Source organism: Azospirillum sp. UFLA03-27, from assembly GCF_059803775.1.
Genome location: NZ_JAUQTX010000020.1, coordinates 27,660 through 42,921, shown reverse-complemented (window position 1 = coordinate 42,921; position 15,262 = coordinate 27,660). Strand labels below are relative to the sequence as shown.

Genomic DNA, 15,262 nt, shown 5'->3' with positions numbered 1-15,262 from the left:
AGAGACAGCTGCCGGTCCGCCCGCTCCCGGCGGATGGAGCGGCCTTGCGACCCGCGCGCCGTCCGCGCTGCGGCAACGGGACGCTTTTGCCCGGCGTCAGGCGGCAGCCCTTGCCAACCCACCGGCAGTTCTTGCCCGGCAGGCGCTTCCCCGCCGGCAGCGTCCGCGGCCATTCCAGCCCTCCCGGCCGTTTTCGGCGCTGGCACGCGCCGTGCATTGCCATTTGCGCCGGTCGGGACGCTCCCCCGGCCCGAATGGAAAAGAGGCCGCCGATGGAAAACCCGATCTACGTGTCCCTGTCGCGCCAGATGACCCTGCGCCGCCAGCTGGACGTGATCTCGAACAACATCGCGAACATGAACACCACGGGCTTCAAGCAGCAGCGCATGCTGTTCACGGAGTTTCTGGAGCGTCCGGGGATGCACGAGCAGGTCAGCTTCGTGCAGGACCGCGCCGTGGTGCGCGACCTCTCGGCCGGCGGGATGATGCAGACCGGCAATTCGCTGGATCTGGCGCTGACCGGCCACGGCTACTTCACGGTCGATACGGCCAGCGGCCCCCGCTACACCCGCGCCGGCAACTTCCGCCTGAACGACCAGCGCCAGATCGTCGACGGCGGCGGCCTGCCGGTCCTGGGCGACAACGGCCAGCCGCTCGCCGTCCCGAACGGCACCAAGGACATCATGGTGTCCGGCGACGGCACCGTTGCCACCGAGCTGGGTCCAGTCGGCCGGCTGAACATCGTCACCTTCCGCAACGAGCAGCTGATGACCGAGGTCGGAGCCGGCCTCTACGTCAGCGACGAGGAGCCGCAGGCGGCCCCCGCCGACACGAAGGTGGCACAGGGAATGCTAGAGAATTCGAACGTGAAGCCGGTGGTCGAGATGACGGCGCTGATCGAGATCCAGCGCCAGTACCAGTCGAACCAGAAGCTGATCGAGAACGAGCACGAGCGCATCCGCAGCGCCATCCAGAAGCTGGGCCGCACGGCCTGATCGACCGCGTAAAGGAGCAAGAACCATGCGCAGCCTCGCCATCGGCGCCACCGGCATGATCGCCCAGCAGCTGAACGTCGAAACCATCTCGAACAACATCGCCAACGCGACGACGACCGGCTTCAAGAAGCAGCGGGCCGAGTTCCAGGACCTGCTGTACCAGAACTTCCGCCGCATCGGCTCCACCTCGTCGGACGCCGGCACCATCGTGCCGACCGGTGTGCAGGTGGGCGCCGGCGTGCGCGTCGCCGCGGTGGCCCGCGTGCTGGAGCAGGGCAACCTGACCGTCACCGACAACAAGCTGGACGTCGCCATCAACGGCTCCGGCTATTTCCAGGTGCAGCTCCCCAGCGGCGACACGGCCTACACCCGCGCCGGCAATTTCAAGCTGTCGCCGGAGGGCATCATCGTCACCGCCGACGGCTATCCGGTGCAGCCGGCCATCACCATCCCGGCGGAAGCGGTGGACGTCGCCATCAACGCCTCGGGCGAGGTGATGGTGAAGCTGGACGGCCAGGTCGCCCAGCAGAATGTCGGGCAGATCCAGCTCGCCACCTTCGCCAACGCGGCGGGTCTGGAAGCGGTCGGCGACAATCTGTTCCTGCAGACCGGCGCGTCGGGCGAGGCGGTCGGCGGCAACCCCGGCGCTCCCGGCTTCGGCCGCGTGGTGCAGGGCGCCCTGGAGACCTCCAACGTCAACATCGTGCAGGAGATCACCACCCTGATCTCCGCCCAGCGCGCCTACGAGATGAATTCCAAGGTCATCAAGACCACCGACGAGATGATGCAGCAGGCTTCGCAGCTCCGCTGATCCAGGCACCGCCGTAAGGCTCGTCTTTGCAAGGAATCCCCGCCATGTCCCGCCCCGCCCTGCGCATCCTCGGCACCGCCCTTCTCGCCGCCACCCTTGTCGGCGGACAGACGGTCTTTGCCCACACGGCCCTCGCCCAGACGATGGACGGCGGCGCCTCGGCGGCAGCGGCGCAAGCGGTGGTCTACAGCCCGGCCCATGTCGAGGCGGTGCTGTCCGACGCGCTGTCCCGCCAGATCACCACGGGGCGCCTGCAGATGGAGCTGGACAACCGGGCGATGGAGCTGCGCGCCCCGGCGGGCGCCGGCAGCCTGACGGTGGAGAACCTCTACTACAACCCGGTGCAGGGCCGCTTCGCCGCGGAGATGATCGTGGCCGACACCCGCCCGGTCGTGCGCCTTCCGGTGTCGGGCCGCGCCTATGGCGTGGTCCAGGTGCCGGTGCTGTCGCGGCGCATCGCGCCCGGCGATGTGATCGGCCCCGGCGACGTGGATTGGCAGGATGTGCGCGTCGACCTCGCCGGCAGCGACATCGCCGCCACCGACGCCCAGCTCATCGGCCTGACGCCGCGCCGCGGCGTTCCCGTGAACCAGCCCGTGCGTCTGCGCGACCTGCAGTCGCCGCGGGTGGTGGACAAGGGCGCGCTGGTCACCATCACGCTGGCCACCGAGAACCTGACCCTGTCGGTCCAGGGCAAGGCCCTGCAGGACGGCGGCCGGGGCGACGTGATCCGCGTCGTCAACACCCAATCGAACCGCATCCTCGAAGCGACGGTCGCGGGCCCCAACATCGTCGCCGTGGCAAAGCCCGGCGTCATCGCGAAGTAAGGAGAAAGCTCCCATGCCCGCCCTCAAGACGACCGCCCCCAGGCACACGGTCCGCACGGCGTTCCGCTTCGCGCTGCTCGCCGCCGTCGCCGCCGGCCTGCCCGCCTGCAACGCCATGTCGCGCGTGGCGGACATCGGCTCCGCTCCGGAACTCACCAAGATCAAGGACCCGCAGGCCCAGCCCGGCTACCAGCCGGTCAGCCTGCCGATGCCCACCCCCCTGCCGACGGAGCGCAACCCGAACTCGCTGTGGCGGACCGGCGCCAAGGCCTTCTTCAAGGACCAGCGCGCCGCCAAGGTCGGCGACCTGCTGACCGTCGACATCCAGATCAACGACCAGGCCCAGCTCAACAACCAGACCACCCGCACCCGCGGCAACTCCGAGAAGGCCGGTATGCCGAGCTTCCTCGGCTTCGAGGGCAAGGCCCTGCAACGCGCGCTGCCCGACGGGGTGAGCGCCGACAGCTTGCTGGACCTTTCAAGCTCGACCTCCAACGACGGCAAGGGCGCCATCAACCGCAAGGAGCAGATCACCCTGAAGGTGGCCGCCCTGGTCACCCAGTCCCTGCCCAACGGCAACATGGTCATCCAGGGCCGGCAGGAGGTCCGGGTGAACTACGAAGTGCGTGACCTGATCATCACCGGCGTGATCCGGCCGGAGGACATCACCGCGCAGAACACCATCAGCTACGAGAAGGTCGCCGAGGCCCGCATCTCCTACGGTGGACGCGGACAGATCACCGACGTGCAGCAGCCGCGTTACGGCCAACAGCTCTTCGACATCATCATGCCCTTCTGAAGACGTTTCGGGGACCAGGACCGAAACGCGCCAGCGACCAGCACGGAAGGGGGCGGCGCCCCCTTCCGGCCGGCTGCGGGGAACCGCAGCCGGCTCGCACGCGCTTGGCCGGGAAGTTTCTGCCGCCCGGATGGATCTGCCGCTCCGTTCTTGCCCCCCGTTGGCACCCCGTCACCCGTTCCGAGCCAGAAGAGCCTCGTAACGCCGGACGGTGTCCCGCATCTCCTCCAGGATTTGGCGCTGTTCCTCGTTCGCCGCCCGTGTGCACTCTGCGTCGGCACGCGCGTGCTCGGCATGAAGTCGGGCTTTCTCGGCGTAACGTCGGGTGGCCTCATGGAGAAACCGCGCCTCTTCCCCGACGCGTCGCGCGTCCTCCGCCGCAAGCCTGGCCACCTCGGCGGATCGGCGCGCTTCCTCATCCAGCGCTCGCGTTTCCTCGGCTTCCTGCCGCTGCGCCTCGCCGGTGATTCGCCCCTCTTCCGCCATGAGTCGTGCGCCCTCCTCCTCGACATGGCGGTGGAAGTTCGCGGACCGTTCCTCTTCGGCCTCCACACGCAACCGCTCCGCCCCGACCCGGGCCTCTTCGGCCTTGCTGCGCCGAGCCTCGCTGCGGCAACGCCAATCCTCCGCATCGGCACTCCGCGCCTCAGGGCGATTCACCGGATGATGCGTCTGGGTCATGGGGCTTCCCTTTCAGCAGGCGGTGAGACCCTTCCAACGCCTTTTCCGCAGAACACAGGCGTTTATAGGATCGGTCCAGCAGACGCTTCCTTCTCGTCTGCGTCTCACGGACCAGGGCCTGCAATGTCTCGATCCGCTTCAGGATGTCCATTTCACCGTCAACAGGCCGTTCTGACAACCTGCACCATGGGCTTGTGGGCGGCCGAGCCGGGTTTGCGGCGGGATGCGAGGAAGCGTCACGCCGAAGGGCAAGGCGGCCATCGGCCGACGTCCCTCGTTCGATAGGGGGAGCGACAGGGAGTGGCAGCCCGTTTCCCCGGCTGGCCGGAACCGGCCGGGGCCGGTAGGTTGACGGCTCCTTGCAGCGGGCTCGCGGCCGGCCCGAGCGAACCAAGCTCCGACAGAGGGGCAGGCCGCCCATTTCTCATTCCATGGCCGGAACGCGGCGACTCCGGGCTCCCCCCCGTCCCCGGCACTCTCCTGTTGACAAGGCCATGCGGTTGAAGACCACTGGCGTCATGGCAACCATTCAAGAAGCGCTGACCATCGCGCTCGACCACCATCAGGCTGGACGTCCGGCGGAGGCGGAGATTCTGTGCCGGCGCATCCTCGATGCCGACCCGGATCAGGCAACCGCCTGGCATCTGCTGGGCATCATTCACGCGCAGGCCGGGCTCTTCGCCGAAGCCGCAGCCCTGCTCGGCGAGGCGCTGGCCCGCGCGCCGGGGGCCGACCTGCATCGGCACCGCGCCATGGCCCGTCAGGAAGCCGGCGACCTGGAGGGCGCGATCGCCGACTACCGCGAGGCCGCGCGGCTGGCCCCCGCGCTGACCGACGCCGCGCTCAACGCCGGAATCATACTGGAACGGCTTGGACGCCACGCGGAGGCGCGGGAGGCCTACCGGACGGCCCTGATGTCGGACGGCACTTCCGACGGCGGCAACGCCCGCGCCGCCACCCATCTCGGCCGGTTGTTGCTGGCCGGCGGCGACGCGGCGGAAGCGGCGATCGTCCTGGAAGGCGCGGTCCGGGCCGACTCCACCGCACTGGAATCCTGGTACCATCTGGCCGATGCCCGTGCACGGTCGGGAGACGTCCGCGGGGCCGAAGCCGCGCGACGCCGCGCCCTGGCGCTGTCCCCAACCTTCTTCGGAATCCTGGCCCGCGCGCCGGACAGCGGGGATGATCCCGACAAAGCCGCCCGGCGGCTAGGCTGGGCGCGGGCGCTCGAACCGCAGCGGCCCGAGCCGCTGTGCAACCTCGCCGCCACCCGCCTGCGCCAAGGGCGCCTTGCGGAAGCCGACGCGCTCTACACCGCCCATCTGGAGCACGCTCCCGCCGACTCCGTGGGCTGGAGCGCGCGGGCGGTCTGCCGGATGGACGCCGGTGGCACGGAGTCGGCCGAAGCCGACGGCCGGCGCGCCCTCGCACTCGACCCGGCGGCGGAGGGCGCCCTGGCCACCCTGTCGGTCCTGCGGAGCCGGCGGGGCGACCCGTTCGCCGCCGGCCTTCTGCACCGCCGGATGCGCCGCCTGGCGAACGGCTCCGCGCCGGCCGGCGACGACGATCTGGACGCGCTGATCCGGGCGACCGCCGCGGCCATGCCCTTCCTGGCCGAAGCCTCCCATCCCGAGCGCCGGAACGCCGCGGCACGGAGTTTCAACCCGCGTCTGCGCGTCCGCCACCACGACACCGAGACCCGTGACCGCATCACCACCTTCTGGTCGGGGGCGCCCCTGAACGCCGGGGCACGGCTGGCGCTGCGCTCCATGGTGGCGCAGGGGCACCCGGTGCATCTGTACAGCTACGGCGACCCCGCCCTGCTCGGCCGGGTGCCGGATGGCGTGCGGGTGGAGGACGCCGGAGCGGTGGTGCCGCACCATGTCTACGACCTGTGCGTCCGCAGCGCCGAGATCCGCTATTTCAGCGACATCTTCCGCTACGCCGCCCTGCACGCCTTCGGCGGCTGGTGGCTGGACACCGACGTCGTCCTGCTGAAGCCGCTGAGTTTCGGCACCGGCCACCTGTTCTGTTCGCAATGGCACGGCCTGGACGCCGGCCACGCCCTGGTCGGCGACGCCATCCGCGCGCCACGGGGCTCGGTCCACATGCGCCGGCTGTTCGAGGAGTCGATGCGCATCCTGATGAGCGGCAGCGACCGCCGCTTCGGCGCGGTCGGCCCGCTACTGCTCAGCCGCTACGTGCTGACCGGGCCGGGCCGGGATCTGCTGGACCGCGTGCTGCCCCCGACGGTCTTCAACGCCGTCGACTGGACGGAGCATTCCTGGCTGGCCGAACCCGGCGGACGGGCGCTGGCCCTGGTGTCGGACGAGCGGGTCGCCGGCGTGCATTTGTGGAACGGCATGTGGGGTCCCGGCGGCCCGCCGGCGGAGGACGCCGACGCGGAGTCGGTGCTGGGCCGGCTGGCCGCCCTGCACGATACTGACGCCTCCCTGTCGGCCCTCGCCATGCGCTTTCATTCCGACAAGGGCCCCCGCCTGGGGACCGAGCGGCTGGGGCATCACTACACGCGGGTCTATGACGCGCTGTTCTCACCGCGGCGGTTCGAGGCTCTGCGCATCCTGGAGATCGGCCTCTGCCGCGGCCGGGTCGAGGGCTGGAAGCAGGACGACGTGCCGAGCCTGCGCATGTGGGAGCGCTACTTCCCGAACGCCGTCCTCATCGGCGCGGACATCGAAGACTTTTCGGCTTTCGACGGCGGGCGGGTGACGACCCGGCGCGTCGACCAGGGCGACGCCGCGGGCCTGCGGCGTCTGGCCGAGGAGGACGGTCCCTTCGACATCGTCATCGACGACGGCTCACACGCCTCGCGCCATCAGCAGATGACGCTGGCCGCCCTGTTCGGACGGCTGCGCCCCGGCGGGGTTTACGTCATCGAGGATCTGAACTGGCAGCCCCCGGAGGTCGAGCGCCCCGAGGACCGTCTCACGCTCGATGTCCTGCGCGGATTCATGGAAAACGGCCGGATCGACAGCCCGCACATCGCGGCGGCGGAGTGCCGCGCCCTCGAATCGGCGATGGGCCGCGTGGAGTTGTACGACAGCCTCAGCGAACTGGTCGGGGCGGAGCGCGTGGCTGGTCTGGCGGTGATCCACCGCCGCGACAGCAACTCCTGACGGACGAGAGCCCCCGCCGGGATCGGTGGGGGCTTGCCCGAGACAGCGAGGCCCGAGACAGCGAGGCCCGAGACAGCGAGGATAGCCGCCGCGTCAGTCGTCGCGCTGGGTGCGCTCCATGCGCTCGTGCCGCTCCTGGGCTTCCAGGCTCAGCGTCGCGATGGGGCGGGCGTCGAGGCGGCGGACGGAGATGGGCTCCCCCGTTTCCTCGCAGTAGCCGTAGGACCCATCCTGCAACCGCTCCAGCGCCGCGTCGATCTTGGAGATCAGCTTGCGCTCGCGGTCACGGGTGCGGAGTTCCAACGCGCGGTCGGTCTCCGCCGACGCGCGGTCGGCGATGTCCGGTTCCTGGATGCCGCCTTCCTGAAGGCTGCTCAGGGTCTCGCTGGATTCAGCCAGCAGCTCCGCGCGCCAGCGCAGCAGCTTCTGGCGGAAATATTCCCGCATCACGGGATTCATGAACTCCTCGTCTTCCGACGGGGTGTAGTTCTTAGGCAGAAGCGGAGACGACATCCGAGAGCATCCAACGCAAAAGGGTGATCCGGGCGGCGCGGAGTATAGGTAGGCGCATCGGCAACCGCAACCCTGCGCTTCGCCTATCGAAGCGCGAACAAGCCCTTGGAGAAGCAAAGTTTTGTGAAAGGTTCGGCGATGGCCGTACGGCCGATGCCGAAAAGCCGGTCCTATGGCCGGAAACCGCGCTCAGGGGGTGAGCTTCGCAAGCTCGACCTGGGCGCGCAGATCGATCTGGTCAAGAATGTCGGCCAGCCGCGGATCGTCCACATGGACGCGGCGCGACTGCACCACCTTCACGAGGTCCATCAGCTTCTGTGCCGGAAGCGTGCCGGCGAGAAGCCCGTGCTGGATCTCCTCCAGCTTGTCGAGCATCTCCTCGGCGCGCATCTTGCCACGCGACGCACGGGCCGTGGCGTCGTCCACCTCCTGCAACGCCAGCACGCTGGCAATGCCGGCCAGTGGCGCCGCGGCGTGGACGCCCTGCGCGGTGTTGGTCTCGCCGACGAGCTGCTTGGAAAAGGACGCACCGGACGAGCCTTCGGCTTTCCCCGTGCGCCGGACCGAGCTGCTGCCGCGAAGTTTTCCGGGGCCTTCGACTTTCATGTTCCGTGCAACCGGTTTCGGAAAAGCGCGACACTCTAGATGGAAGCACCTTAACATCCGGTCAAGGTTTGCCGCAATCGGGCAAAAATTGCCCTGCTTCCGTGACATAAAGCGGTCGGACGCGGTGCCAATTTCCGGCCTTTTCATCCGGCGCCGCCGCTTCCCCTTGCCGATCCTGCGCTTTGCCTGCCATCCGCAGCTCTGGCACGCCGTTTGTATAAGAAGGGACAGCCGTTGAGGAGTGTCCCCGCCATGACCGCCACCGCCCTGCCCCGTGCCGCCCTGCGCCATGCGCCCCGCGCCGCCGTCCTGCTGCGCGCGGTCGCGATGCTGGCCGCGCTGGCCGCGGCGCTGCTCGCGTTGTCGGCGCCGGCCTCGGCCTCGTCGGCGCGGATCAAGGACGTGGTGGACGTCGAGGGCGTGCGCGACAACATGCTGATCGGCTACGGCCTGGTGGTCGGCCTGAACGGCACGGGCGACAGCCTCAACAACTCGCCCTTCACCGAGCAGAGCCTGGTCGGCATGCTGGAGCGGATGGGCGTCAACACCCGCGGCACCAACCTGCGCACCAAGAACGTGGCGGCGGTGATGGTGACGGCGACCCTGCCGCCCTACTCCGCCCAGGGCACGCGCATCGACGCCACCGTGTCGGCGATGGGCGATTCGAAGAGCCTGCTCGGCGGCACCCTGCTCGTCACCCCGCTGCTGGGCGCCGACGGCGAGGTCTACGCGGTGGCCCAGGGGCCGATCGCGGTGTCGGGCTTCTCCGCCCAAGGCCAGGGGGCCAGCGTGACCCGCGGCGTCCCCACCTCGGGCCGCATCTCCTCGGGTGCCATCGTCGAGCGCGAGATCCAGTTCTCGCTGGCCGAGTTGCCGGTGCTGCGCCTGTCGCTGCGCAACCCGGACTTCACGACGGCCCAGCGCGTGGCGACCGCCATCAACATCCAGCTCCGCGGCAATCGCGCGCAGGCCACCGACCCCTCCTCGGTCCTGCTGAGCGTGCCGGAGGCCCGGCGCGGCGACATCGTCGGCCTGATCACCGAGATCGAGCAGCTCCGCGTCACCCCCGATCAGGTCGCCCGCGTGGTGGTGGACGAGAAGTCCGGCGTGATCGTGATGGGCGAGAACGTCCGCATCTCCACCGTCGCCATCGCCCAGGGCAACCTGACGATCCGCGTCACCGAGACGCCGCAGATCAGCCAGCCCGGCCCCTTCAGCCAGGGCGAGACCGCTGTGGTGCCGCGCACCGATATCCAGGTGGACGACCAGTCCAACAACCGCCTCGCCGTGATGAATTCCGGGGTGACGCTCCAGGAGTTGGTACAATCCTTGAATGCGCTTGGCGTGGGGCCCCGGGACATGATCGCCATCCTTCAGTCGATCAAGGCCGCCGGAGCCCTGCAGGCGGAGATCGAGGTGATCTGATGGATACGACGCTTTCCCTTCCCGGCCTTCCGCCTCCGCGCCTGCCCGCGGCCGCCGAGCGCGCCCAGAACGGCGCCCCGGCGAGCTTCCGGACGGCGGTGCGCACCGATCTGGTCGATCCCAAAAGCGCGGAAAGCAGGGTGGACCCGGCGATCCGCGCCAAGATCCGCCAGTCCGCGAACGAATTCGAGAGCGTCTTCGTCTCCCAGATGCTGGGCCACATGCTCGACGGGATCGAAGTGGACCAAAACTTCGGCGGCGGCCATGCCGAGGAGATGTTCCGCTCCATGCTGACCAACGAATACGGCAAGCAGGTGTCCCGCAGCGGCGGGTTCGGCATCGCCGATCAGGTTTATCGCGAGCTTCTGCGCGCACAGGAGGGCAACCATGGATAAGGTCGACGTCCGTTTCCCGCAGCCGTCCAAGGCTCCCGCCGCCAATCTGCCCAAGAACGCGGAGGAGCGCGCCGCCGCTCTGGTCGAGCTGATGAACCGGCTGAGCGTCCATCTGGCGCGCGAGACCGAAGCCGTGATGCGGCACTGCACCAGCGCCGAGCTGGCCCGGCTGGGGCGCGAGAAACAGCCGATGATGCTGGTCTACGAGGAGGTGTCGCGCCTGCTGCGCGTGGACCGCGAGGGCATGGCCGCCCTGCCCGACGAGGCCAAGGCCCAGCTGCGCGAGGCCACGCGTGGCCTGTACGAGGCGTCCGCCGCCAACGCCGACGCGCTTCGGCGGAACAGCGCGGCGCAGAAGATCCTGGTGGACACCGTGGTCGGTGCCATCAACCGCGCCCGGCAGACCACCACCCCCGCCTACGGCACCGCCCCGGTTCCGCCCCGCGCGACCTACGTCACGCCGAGTCACGGGCCGTCCACCTCCGCCACTCTGAACACCCGTCTCTGAGGCCTCCCCCGGCATCACCGCAACCCGCAGCAAGGGCCGTCCGACCGGGCGGCCCTTCGGTTTTTGCGGGTCCGGCAAGAAGCGCCGGCCACCCGGCGGAATTTGCCGCCCGGCGGACGGAACTGCCGGGCGCGGGATCGCGATCGGACCCGCCAGCACCGGCCTGAGACTGGCCCGTTAGTTGCTTCTGGATGGGGTGCACCTGTCCGCTTCGGGGAATCCGTTCCATGGCCATCCAAACGAACTCCGCGCCCTCCGCGTTCGAAAGCCTGGTCCGGGGCCAGACCTCCTCCAGCCAGAACACGGCCCCGCGAAGCGACAAGTTCGCCTCGATGATGGACCGGCTGATCAGCGAGGCCTCCACCCGCAAGCGCGATCAGGCCCAGGCGGAGAGTGCGGCCCAGGATCGGCGCAACGCCGCGGCGAGTGCCGCCGATCAGGCCGCCGCCAACCGGGACGCCGCCAACCGGGCCGCGGAGCGCAAGGCCGCGGAGCGCAGCCCGCCGCCCCGCCCCGAACCCATCCGCGCGGAGCCGGCCAAGCCGCGCCAGTCCTCCGAAGCCACCACCCAGGCCACAGCACAGCGCTCCGCCGAACGCGCCGCCGAACGCAAGGACGCCCGCGCGTCCGACGCGGCCAAGGCCGGCGATGACGCACACGCGACGCGCACCGAGCGGCGCGAGACCGCCGCCGCAAGCCACGCCGCGGCGAAGGAGGCGACAAAGGATGCGAAAGCCGCCGGCGCCAAGACGGCGCGGGACGATACCGCCGCACAGCCGGCGCTCGCCGAGGCCACCGTCCGGACCGACACGGCGGAGGAGGTTCCGCCGGACCAGACCGACGGCACGATGGATGACGGCGCCACACAGGATGGTCCCGGCAATCAGCCCGCGGAGGACGGGAACGGCGAGGCTGTGATCATCGATCTGACCGTCACCGTGACCGAGACCACCGTGGAGCTGGTGACCACCGACCAGTCCACCACCCTGACCGACATCGATGCCGCCCTGGCGCTGGCCGTCGCCCCGGTTGCCATCGGCACGCCGGATGACGAAGCGGCGAACACGACGACGGATGACGGTGCGGTCGAGGCGACGGCCCCGGTCGACCCCACATCACCCGATGCTCCGACTCCGGACAATGGGGACGCTCCTTCCGCCGTCCAGACCGCTGCCGATGCGGCTTTGGCCGCCGCCCTTCATCAGGATGGCAAGGTCAAGCTCACCTCCGACGAGTCCGTCAAGGCCGCCGCGGCGGCCAAGCCGGCCGCGGAAGCGCCCCTGACGATGGCGGACGCCGTGCCGGCGCCGGTCGCCCCGCCGGGCGGCCCGCAGGCCGACATTCCCGCACCCCACGCCGAGGCAAAGGACGCCGCCGCCAAGGACAAGCCGGCGGCGACCGCCGACGCGCTGTCCCCCGGCGCCCTGCCCATTGCCGACCTGCCGAACGACGACAGTGCGCCGCTGCCGCAATCCCTGACCGAACTCGCCGCGGCCAAGGCAAAGAGCGCGACCCGGACCGGAGCGGACGGCGAGGCCGGAGCAAACGCCGGCAACCGCGGCAACCAGGACCCGAGCGGCAACGCCGCCCTGACGCAGCCGCCGGCCCCCCAGGCACCGGTTGCCGACCCGGCAAAGCCTGCCGGGCAAAGCGCGTTCCTGAACGCTGCCGCAGCGGCCGCCGCGGACGCGCCGCCGCCGGCCGACGGCGCGCCTCACCCCACCACCCCCACGCATCCGGTCTTCGCCGGGATCGAGGGCGTGCACACGGTGAGCGGAGTGGAGGCGGGGCTGACCACCGCCCAGCTTCGCCCGTCCCGCGGCTCCGCCGGCCTGCCGATGGGCGTGCAGGATCAGGTGGCGGTCCACATCAGCAAGAACGTGTCGGACGGCAACGACCAATTCACCATCAATCTGCGCCCCGCCGAGCTGGGCCGCATCGACATCAAGTTGGAAATCGGCCAGGACGGGCGGGTCACCGCGTCGGTCGCCGTGGAAAAGGCCCAGACCCTCGAACTGCTCCAGCGGGACAGCCGCAATCTGGAACGTGCCTTGCAAGACGCTGGGCTGAAGGCGGACAGCAACAGCCTCAACTTCAGCCTGCGCGGCGAAGGCGGCCAATCGTTCCAGGATTCGGGACGGCAAGGCGGCTCAGGCCGGCGGGGCCGCGGCCTCGGCGGCGGCACGGGCGAGGTGGAGGATGCGCAGGCCGCCTACACCCTGACGCTGGCCCCTGGCCGCGTCGACATCCAAGCCTGATTCAGAGCAGCTGCAGCCATTCCAGCGAAGGACGACGACCATGGCCACCACCAACACCGACTACGGCAGCAGCTGGAACACGAACCAGACCAAGACGAAGACCGACACCTCCACCAAGACCACCAAGACCGCCGACGAGCAGAAGCTCGACACCGCGGTGAAGGGGCTGGGTGACAATTTCGAGCATTTCCTGAAGCTGCTGACCACGCAGATGCAGAACCAGGACCCGCTGAAACCCATGGACACGAACGACATGACCAAGCAGCTGGTCGATTTCGCGAACGTGGAGCAGAACATCGGGACCAACAGCCGCCTGGACAAGCTGCTGAAGCTGCAGAACGCCTCGACCAACTCGACCAACCTCGCCTATCTGGGCCGCACCGTCACCTTCGAGGGCGACAGCTTCGACTACACCCAGGGCATGACGGCGGCCCCGCTGGCCTACGAGTTGGAGAAGTCCGCCAAATCCGTGCGCGTCGACATCCTGGACAGCAAGAACCGCATCGTCCGGTCGATGACCGGCGAGACCGCCGCCGGCACCAAGCATGTCGTGAACTGGGACTTCAAGGACGACGGCGGCAACGCCGTCCAGCCGGGCCAGTACCGCCTGAACATCGCCCCGGTGTCCGAGAAGAAGGACGACATCATCAAGGCAACCCCCTTCACCTTCGGCACGGTCAGCGGCATCGGGTCCAACAAGGACGGCGAAACGGTGATGTCCGTGGGCAGCGTCGAGGTTCCGCTGTCCAAGCTTTCCAAGGTGTACTGAGGGTTTCGCCCTCACCCCCATAGGCGTCGTCCAAACGCATGGAGAAAGGCATGGGCATGGGTCCGGATGGGCCTATGGACCATGCCTTTTATGCTTAAAACATTAACCCTATCGTTTAGGCTTTTGTTAAGCGGAGAAGGGGTAGGTTACCACCAAATCGTGGAATACACTGCTGATGGTGGAGCGTCCGCGCATGTCATCTCGCGAGCTTGAAATGAGCGACGATGGCTCCAGTGGAGCGTCGGTCATCGGTCCAGCAGGACGGCCGATGACAGAAAATGATCTTCCCCCTCCGGACACCAAGCGCTGGGTGATGCGGCGCAAGGCGGAGGTCGTGGCCGGCGTGCGCTCGGGGCTGATCAGCCTTGAGGAGGCATGTCGCCGCTACACCCTGTCCGTGGAGGAATTCCTGTCCTGGCAACGGCTGATCGACAGCCATGGCATGCGGGGCCTGCGCGCCACGCGGCTGCAGGACTATCGTGGAAACCAGCCGCCGCCATCCGTGCGCAGCCGGATGGCCAGCACCGCCGCCGAATAAGCGATTCCTGCTCGCCGTCCGCCCGGACCAGACCGCCGCAGGCCCGCCCTGCGGCGTCGTTGTTTTGTGTCCCGGCGCTTTCCCGGCGCTTTCCAGACGGGCGTTTTCTGCCCCGACATTTTGCGTCCCGGCTGCTTTGCAATTTTTACGTGGCAGGTATCGCTTTCGTTCCCGCCCTGCAGAGGTTAACGCAAAGCGACGAGGCAACCGGCCACGGGAGTTCACAGACCGATGCGCTATCTTGACGACCTGACCCCCGGCGACCGCTTCACCGGCGGCCCGGTGACCGTGACGGAGGAGGACATCGTCGCCTTCGCGCGGCAGTTCGACCCGCAGCCCTTCCACCTCGACCCCGAGGCGGCGCAGGGCAGCGTCTTCGGTGGACTGGCGGCGAGTGGCTGGCACACCGCCGGGCTGACCATGCGGATGATCGTCACGGGAGACGGCGCACTCGCCGGCGGCTTCGTCGGGATGGGGGTGGAGGACGTCCGCTGGCCCAAGCCCACCCGCCCCGGCGACGTGCTGCGCATCGAGAGCGAGATTCTGGAGGTCCGCGTGTCGGCCAAGCGCCCCGATCGCGGCATCGCCCGCGTGCGCACCACCACCCTCAACCAGGACGGCGAGATAGTTCAGCAGATGACCGCGAATCTGCTCGTCCCCCGCCGCCCCGGCACTGCTCCGGAGTGACGGCGCAAGCGGAGCCTCAAACGCACAAAGGGCCGCCCGAGGGCGGCCTTTTTGTGTGCATCGCTGTCGTACCGTTGTGTTGGGAATGGTGGGCGCACAAGGACTCGAACCTTGGACCCGCTGATTAAGAGTCAGCTGCTCTACCAACTGAGCTATGCGCCCATTCCCATCCGGGCACCGAAACACCCGGCGGCGTGAAGGGGTCCTGGGAACGATCCCTTTCGATCCGGAAAGTGATGGTGGGCGCACAAGGACTCGAACCTTGGACCCGCTGATTAAGAGTCAGCTGCTCTACCAACTGAGCTATGCGCCC

The 15,262-nt window shown here is 68.9% G+C and carries 15 protein-coding genes and 2 tRNA genes; 12 read left to right on the top strand and 5 right to left on the bottom strand.

Annotation, left to right across the window (positions count from 1 at the left end):
* Window positions 1-272: 272 nt before the first annotated feature.
* Genes flgF through flgH form a run of 4 tightly spaced genes read left to right on the top strand, consistent with a single transcriptional unit; the run spans window position 273 to window position 3,432 of the window.
* Window positions 273-995, top strand: a complete 723-nt coding sequence (flgF, locus tag Q4I23_RS05275) for a flagellar basal-body rod protein FlgF (RefSeq protein ID WP_498525503.1) — start codon at window positions 273-275, stop codon at window positions 993-995.
* 25 nt (window positions 996-1,020) lie between these two features.
* Window positions 1,021-1,806, top strand: a complete 786-nt coding sequence (flgG, locus tag Q4I23_RS05270; RefSeq protein WP_145626373.1) for a flagellar basal-body rod protein FlgG — start codon at window positions 1,021-1,023, stop codon at window positions 1,804-1,806.
* A gap of 44 nt (window positions 1,807-1,850) precedes the next feature.
* A complete protein-coding gene (flgA, locus tag Q4I23_RS05265; protein ID WP_454018740.1) occupies window positions 1,851-2,633 on the top strand; it encodes a flagellar basal body P-ring formation chaperone FlgA in 783 nt (260 codons plus the stop codon).
* Window positions 2,634-2,646: 13 nt separating this feature from the next.
* On the top strand, window positions 2,647-3,432 hold the full coding sequence (flgH, locus tag Q4I23_RS05260) for a flagellar basal body L-ring protein FlgH (RefSeq protein WP_454018741.1): 786 nt from the start codon (window positions 2,647-2,649) through the stop codon (window positions 3,430-3,432).
* A gap of 171 nt (window positions 3,433-3,603) precedes the next feature.
* Here the strand turns inward: flgH and Q4I23_RS05255 are convergent, their stop codons facing one another.
* Window positions 3,604-4,113, bottom strand: coding sequence for a hypothetical protein (locus Q4I23_RS05255; protein WP_454018742.1), 510 nt, complete (start codon window positions 4,111-4,113; stop codon window positions 3,604-3,606).
* A gap of 518 nt (window positions 4,114-4,631) precedes the next feature.
* Between Q4I23_RS05255 and Q4I23_RS05250 the strand changes: the two genes are divergently transcribed.
* Window positions 4,632-7,250, top strand: a complete 2,619-nt coding sequence (locus Q4I23_RS05250) for a tetratricopeptide repeat protein (RefSeq protein ID WP_498525502.1) — start codon at window positions 4,632-4,634, stop codon at window positions 7,248-7,250.
* 93 nt (window positions 7,251-7,343) lie between these two features.
* Here Q4I23_RS05250 and dksA read toward each other — a convergent pair whose 3' ends face one another.
* Both dksA and Q4I23_RS05240 read right to left on the bottom strand, forming a co-directional pair.
* A complete protein-coding gene (gene dksA / locus Q4I23_RS05245; protein ID WP_035675009.1) occupies window positions 7,344-7,763 on the bottom strand; it encodes an RNA polymerase-binding protein DksA in 420 nt (139 codons plus the stop codon).
* A 189-nt stretch (window positions 7,764-7,952) separates the two neighbouring features.
* A complete protein-coding gene (locus tag Q4I23_RS05240; RefSeq protein WP_014240995.1) occupies window positions 7,953-8,369 on the bottom strand; it encodes a flagellar assembly protein FliX in 417 nt (138 codons plus the stop codon).
* A gap of 252 nt (window positions 8,370-8,621) precedes the next feature.
* Here Q4I23_RS05240 and Q4I23_RS05235 point away from each other — a divergent pair, with 252 nt between their 5' ends.
* From Q4I23_RS05235 to Q4I23_RS05205, 7 genes are all read left to right on the top strand, one after another.
* Window positions 8,622-9,794, top strand: coding sequence for a flagellar basal body P-ring protein FlgI (locus tag Q4I23_RS05235; protein ID WP_498525501.1), 1,173 nt, complete (start codon window positions 8,622-8,624; stop codon window positions 9,792-9,794).
* On the top strand, window positions 9,794-10,189 hold the full coding sequence (locus tag Q4I23_RS05230) for a rod-binding protein (RefSeq protein ID WP_498525500.1): 396 nt from the start codon (window positions 9,794-9,796) through the stop codon (window positions 10,187-10,189). Before Q4I23_RS05235 ends, Q4I23_RS05230 begins: the two co-directional genes overlap by 1 nt.
* Complete coding sequence (locus Q4I23_RS05225) at window positions 10,182-10,697, top strand: flagellar basal-body protein (RefSeq protein WP_237903182.1); 516 nt, start codon at window positions 10,182-10,184, stop codon at window positions 10,695-10,697. The genes Q4I23_RS05230 and Q4I23_RS05225 overlap by 8 nt, the downstream gene beginning before the upstream one ends.
* 227 nt (window positions 10,698-10,924) lie before the next feature.
* Complete coding sequence (locus tag Q4I23_RS05220; protein ID WP_498525499.1) at window positions 10,925-12,955, top strand: flagellar hook-length control protein FliK; 2,031 nt, start codon at window positions 10,925-10,927, stop codon at window positions 12,953-12,955.
* A gap of 40 nt (window positions 12,956-12,995) precedes the next feature.
* Complete coding sequence (locus Q4I23_RS05215; RefSeq protein WP_454018747.1) at window positions 12,996-13,724, top strand: flagellar hook assembly protein FlgD; 729 nt, start codon at window positions 12,996-12,998, stop codon at window positions 13,722-13,724.
* A 175-nt stretch (window positions 13,725-13,899) separates the two neighbouring features.
* A complete protein-coding gene (gene sciP, locus Q4I23_RS05210) occupies window positions 13,900-14,262 on the top strand; it encodes a CtrA inhibitor SciP (RefSeq protein ID WP_425321498.1) in 363 nt (120 codons plus the stop codon).
* Window positions 14,263-14,493: 231 nt separating this feature from the next.
* Entirely contained in the window at window positions 14,494-14,949 is a 456-nt protein-coding gene (locus tag Q4I23_RS05205; RefSeq protein ID WP_454018748.1) for a MaoC family dehydratase, read from the top strand.
* An 86-nt stretch (window positions 14,950-15,035) separates the two neighbouring features.
* Here Q4I23_RS05205 and Q4I23_RS05200 read toward each other — a convergent pair.
* Window positions 15,036-15,111 (bottom strand) — tRNA-Lys (locus Q4I23_RS05200).
* 75 nt (window positions 15,112-15,186) lie between these two features.
* Window positions 15,187-15,262 (bottom strand) — tRNA-Lys (locus Q4I23_RS05195).

Excerpts from the sequence above, each read along its gene's own strand:
- Q4I23_RS05230 (WP_498525500.1), top strand. The coding sequence starts at position 9,794 with ATGGATACGACGCTTTCCCTTCCCGGCCTTCCGCCTCCGCGCCTGCCC.
- flgA (WP_454018740.1), top strand. The coding sequence starts at position 1,851 with ATGTCCCGCCCCGCCCTGCGCATCCTCGGCACCGCCCTTCTCGCCGCC.
- Q4I23_RS05235 (WP_498525501.1), top strand. The coding sequence starts at position 8,622 with ATGACCGCCACCGCCCTGCCCCGTGCCGCCCTGCGCCATGCGCCCCGC.
- Q4I23_RS05255 (WP_454018742.1), bottom strand. The coding sequence starts at position 4,113 with ATGACCCAGACGCATCATCCGGTGAATCGCCCTGAGGCGCGGAGTGCC.
- Q4I23_RS05220 (WP_498525499.1), top strand. The coding sequence starts at position 10,925 with ATGGCCATCCAAACGAACTCCGCGCCCTCCGCGTTCGAAAGCCTGGTC.
- Q4I23_RS05205 (WP_454018748.1), top strand. The coding sequence starts at position 14,494 with ATGCGCTATCTTGACGACCTGACCCCCGGCGACCGCTTCACCGGCGGC.
- Q4I23_RS05215 (WP_454018747.1), top strand. The coding sequence starts at position 12,996 with ATGGCCACCACCAACACCGACTACGGCAGCAGCTGGAACACGAACCAG.
- flgH (WP_454018741.1), top strand. The coding sequence starts at position 2,647 with ATGCCCGCCCTCAAGACGACCGCCCCCAGGCACACGGTCCGCACGGCG.
- dksA (WP_035675009.1), bottom strand. The coding sequence starts at position 7,763 with ATGTCGTCTCCGCTTCTGCCTAAGAACTACACCCCGTCGGAAGACGAG.
- Q4I23_RS05225 (WP_237903182.1), top strand. The coding sequence starts at position 10,182 with ATGGATAAGGTCGACGTCCGTTTCCCGCAGCCGTCCAAGGCTCCCGCC.
- flgF (WP_498525503.1), top strand. The coding sequence starts at position 273 with ATGGAAAACCCGATCTACGTGTCCCTGTCGCGCCAGATGACCCTGCGC.
- flgG (WP_145626373.1), top strand. The coding sequence starts at position 1,021 with ATGCGCAGCCTCGCCATCGGCGCCACCGGCATGATCGCCCAGCAGCTG.
- sciP (WP_425321498.1), top strand. The coding sequence starts at position 13,900 with ATGGTGGAGCGTCCGCGCATGTCATCTCGCGAGCTTGAAATGAGCGAC.
- Q4I23_RS05240 (WP_014240995.1), bottom strand. The coding sequence starts at position 8,369 with ATGAAAGTCGAAGGCCCCGGAAAACTTCGCGGCAGCAGCTCGGTCCGG.
- Q4I23_RS05250 (WP_498525502.1), top strand. The coding sequence starts at position 4,632 with ATGGCAACCATTCAAGAAGCGCTGACCATCGCGCTCGACCACCATCAG.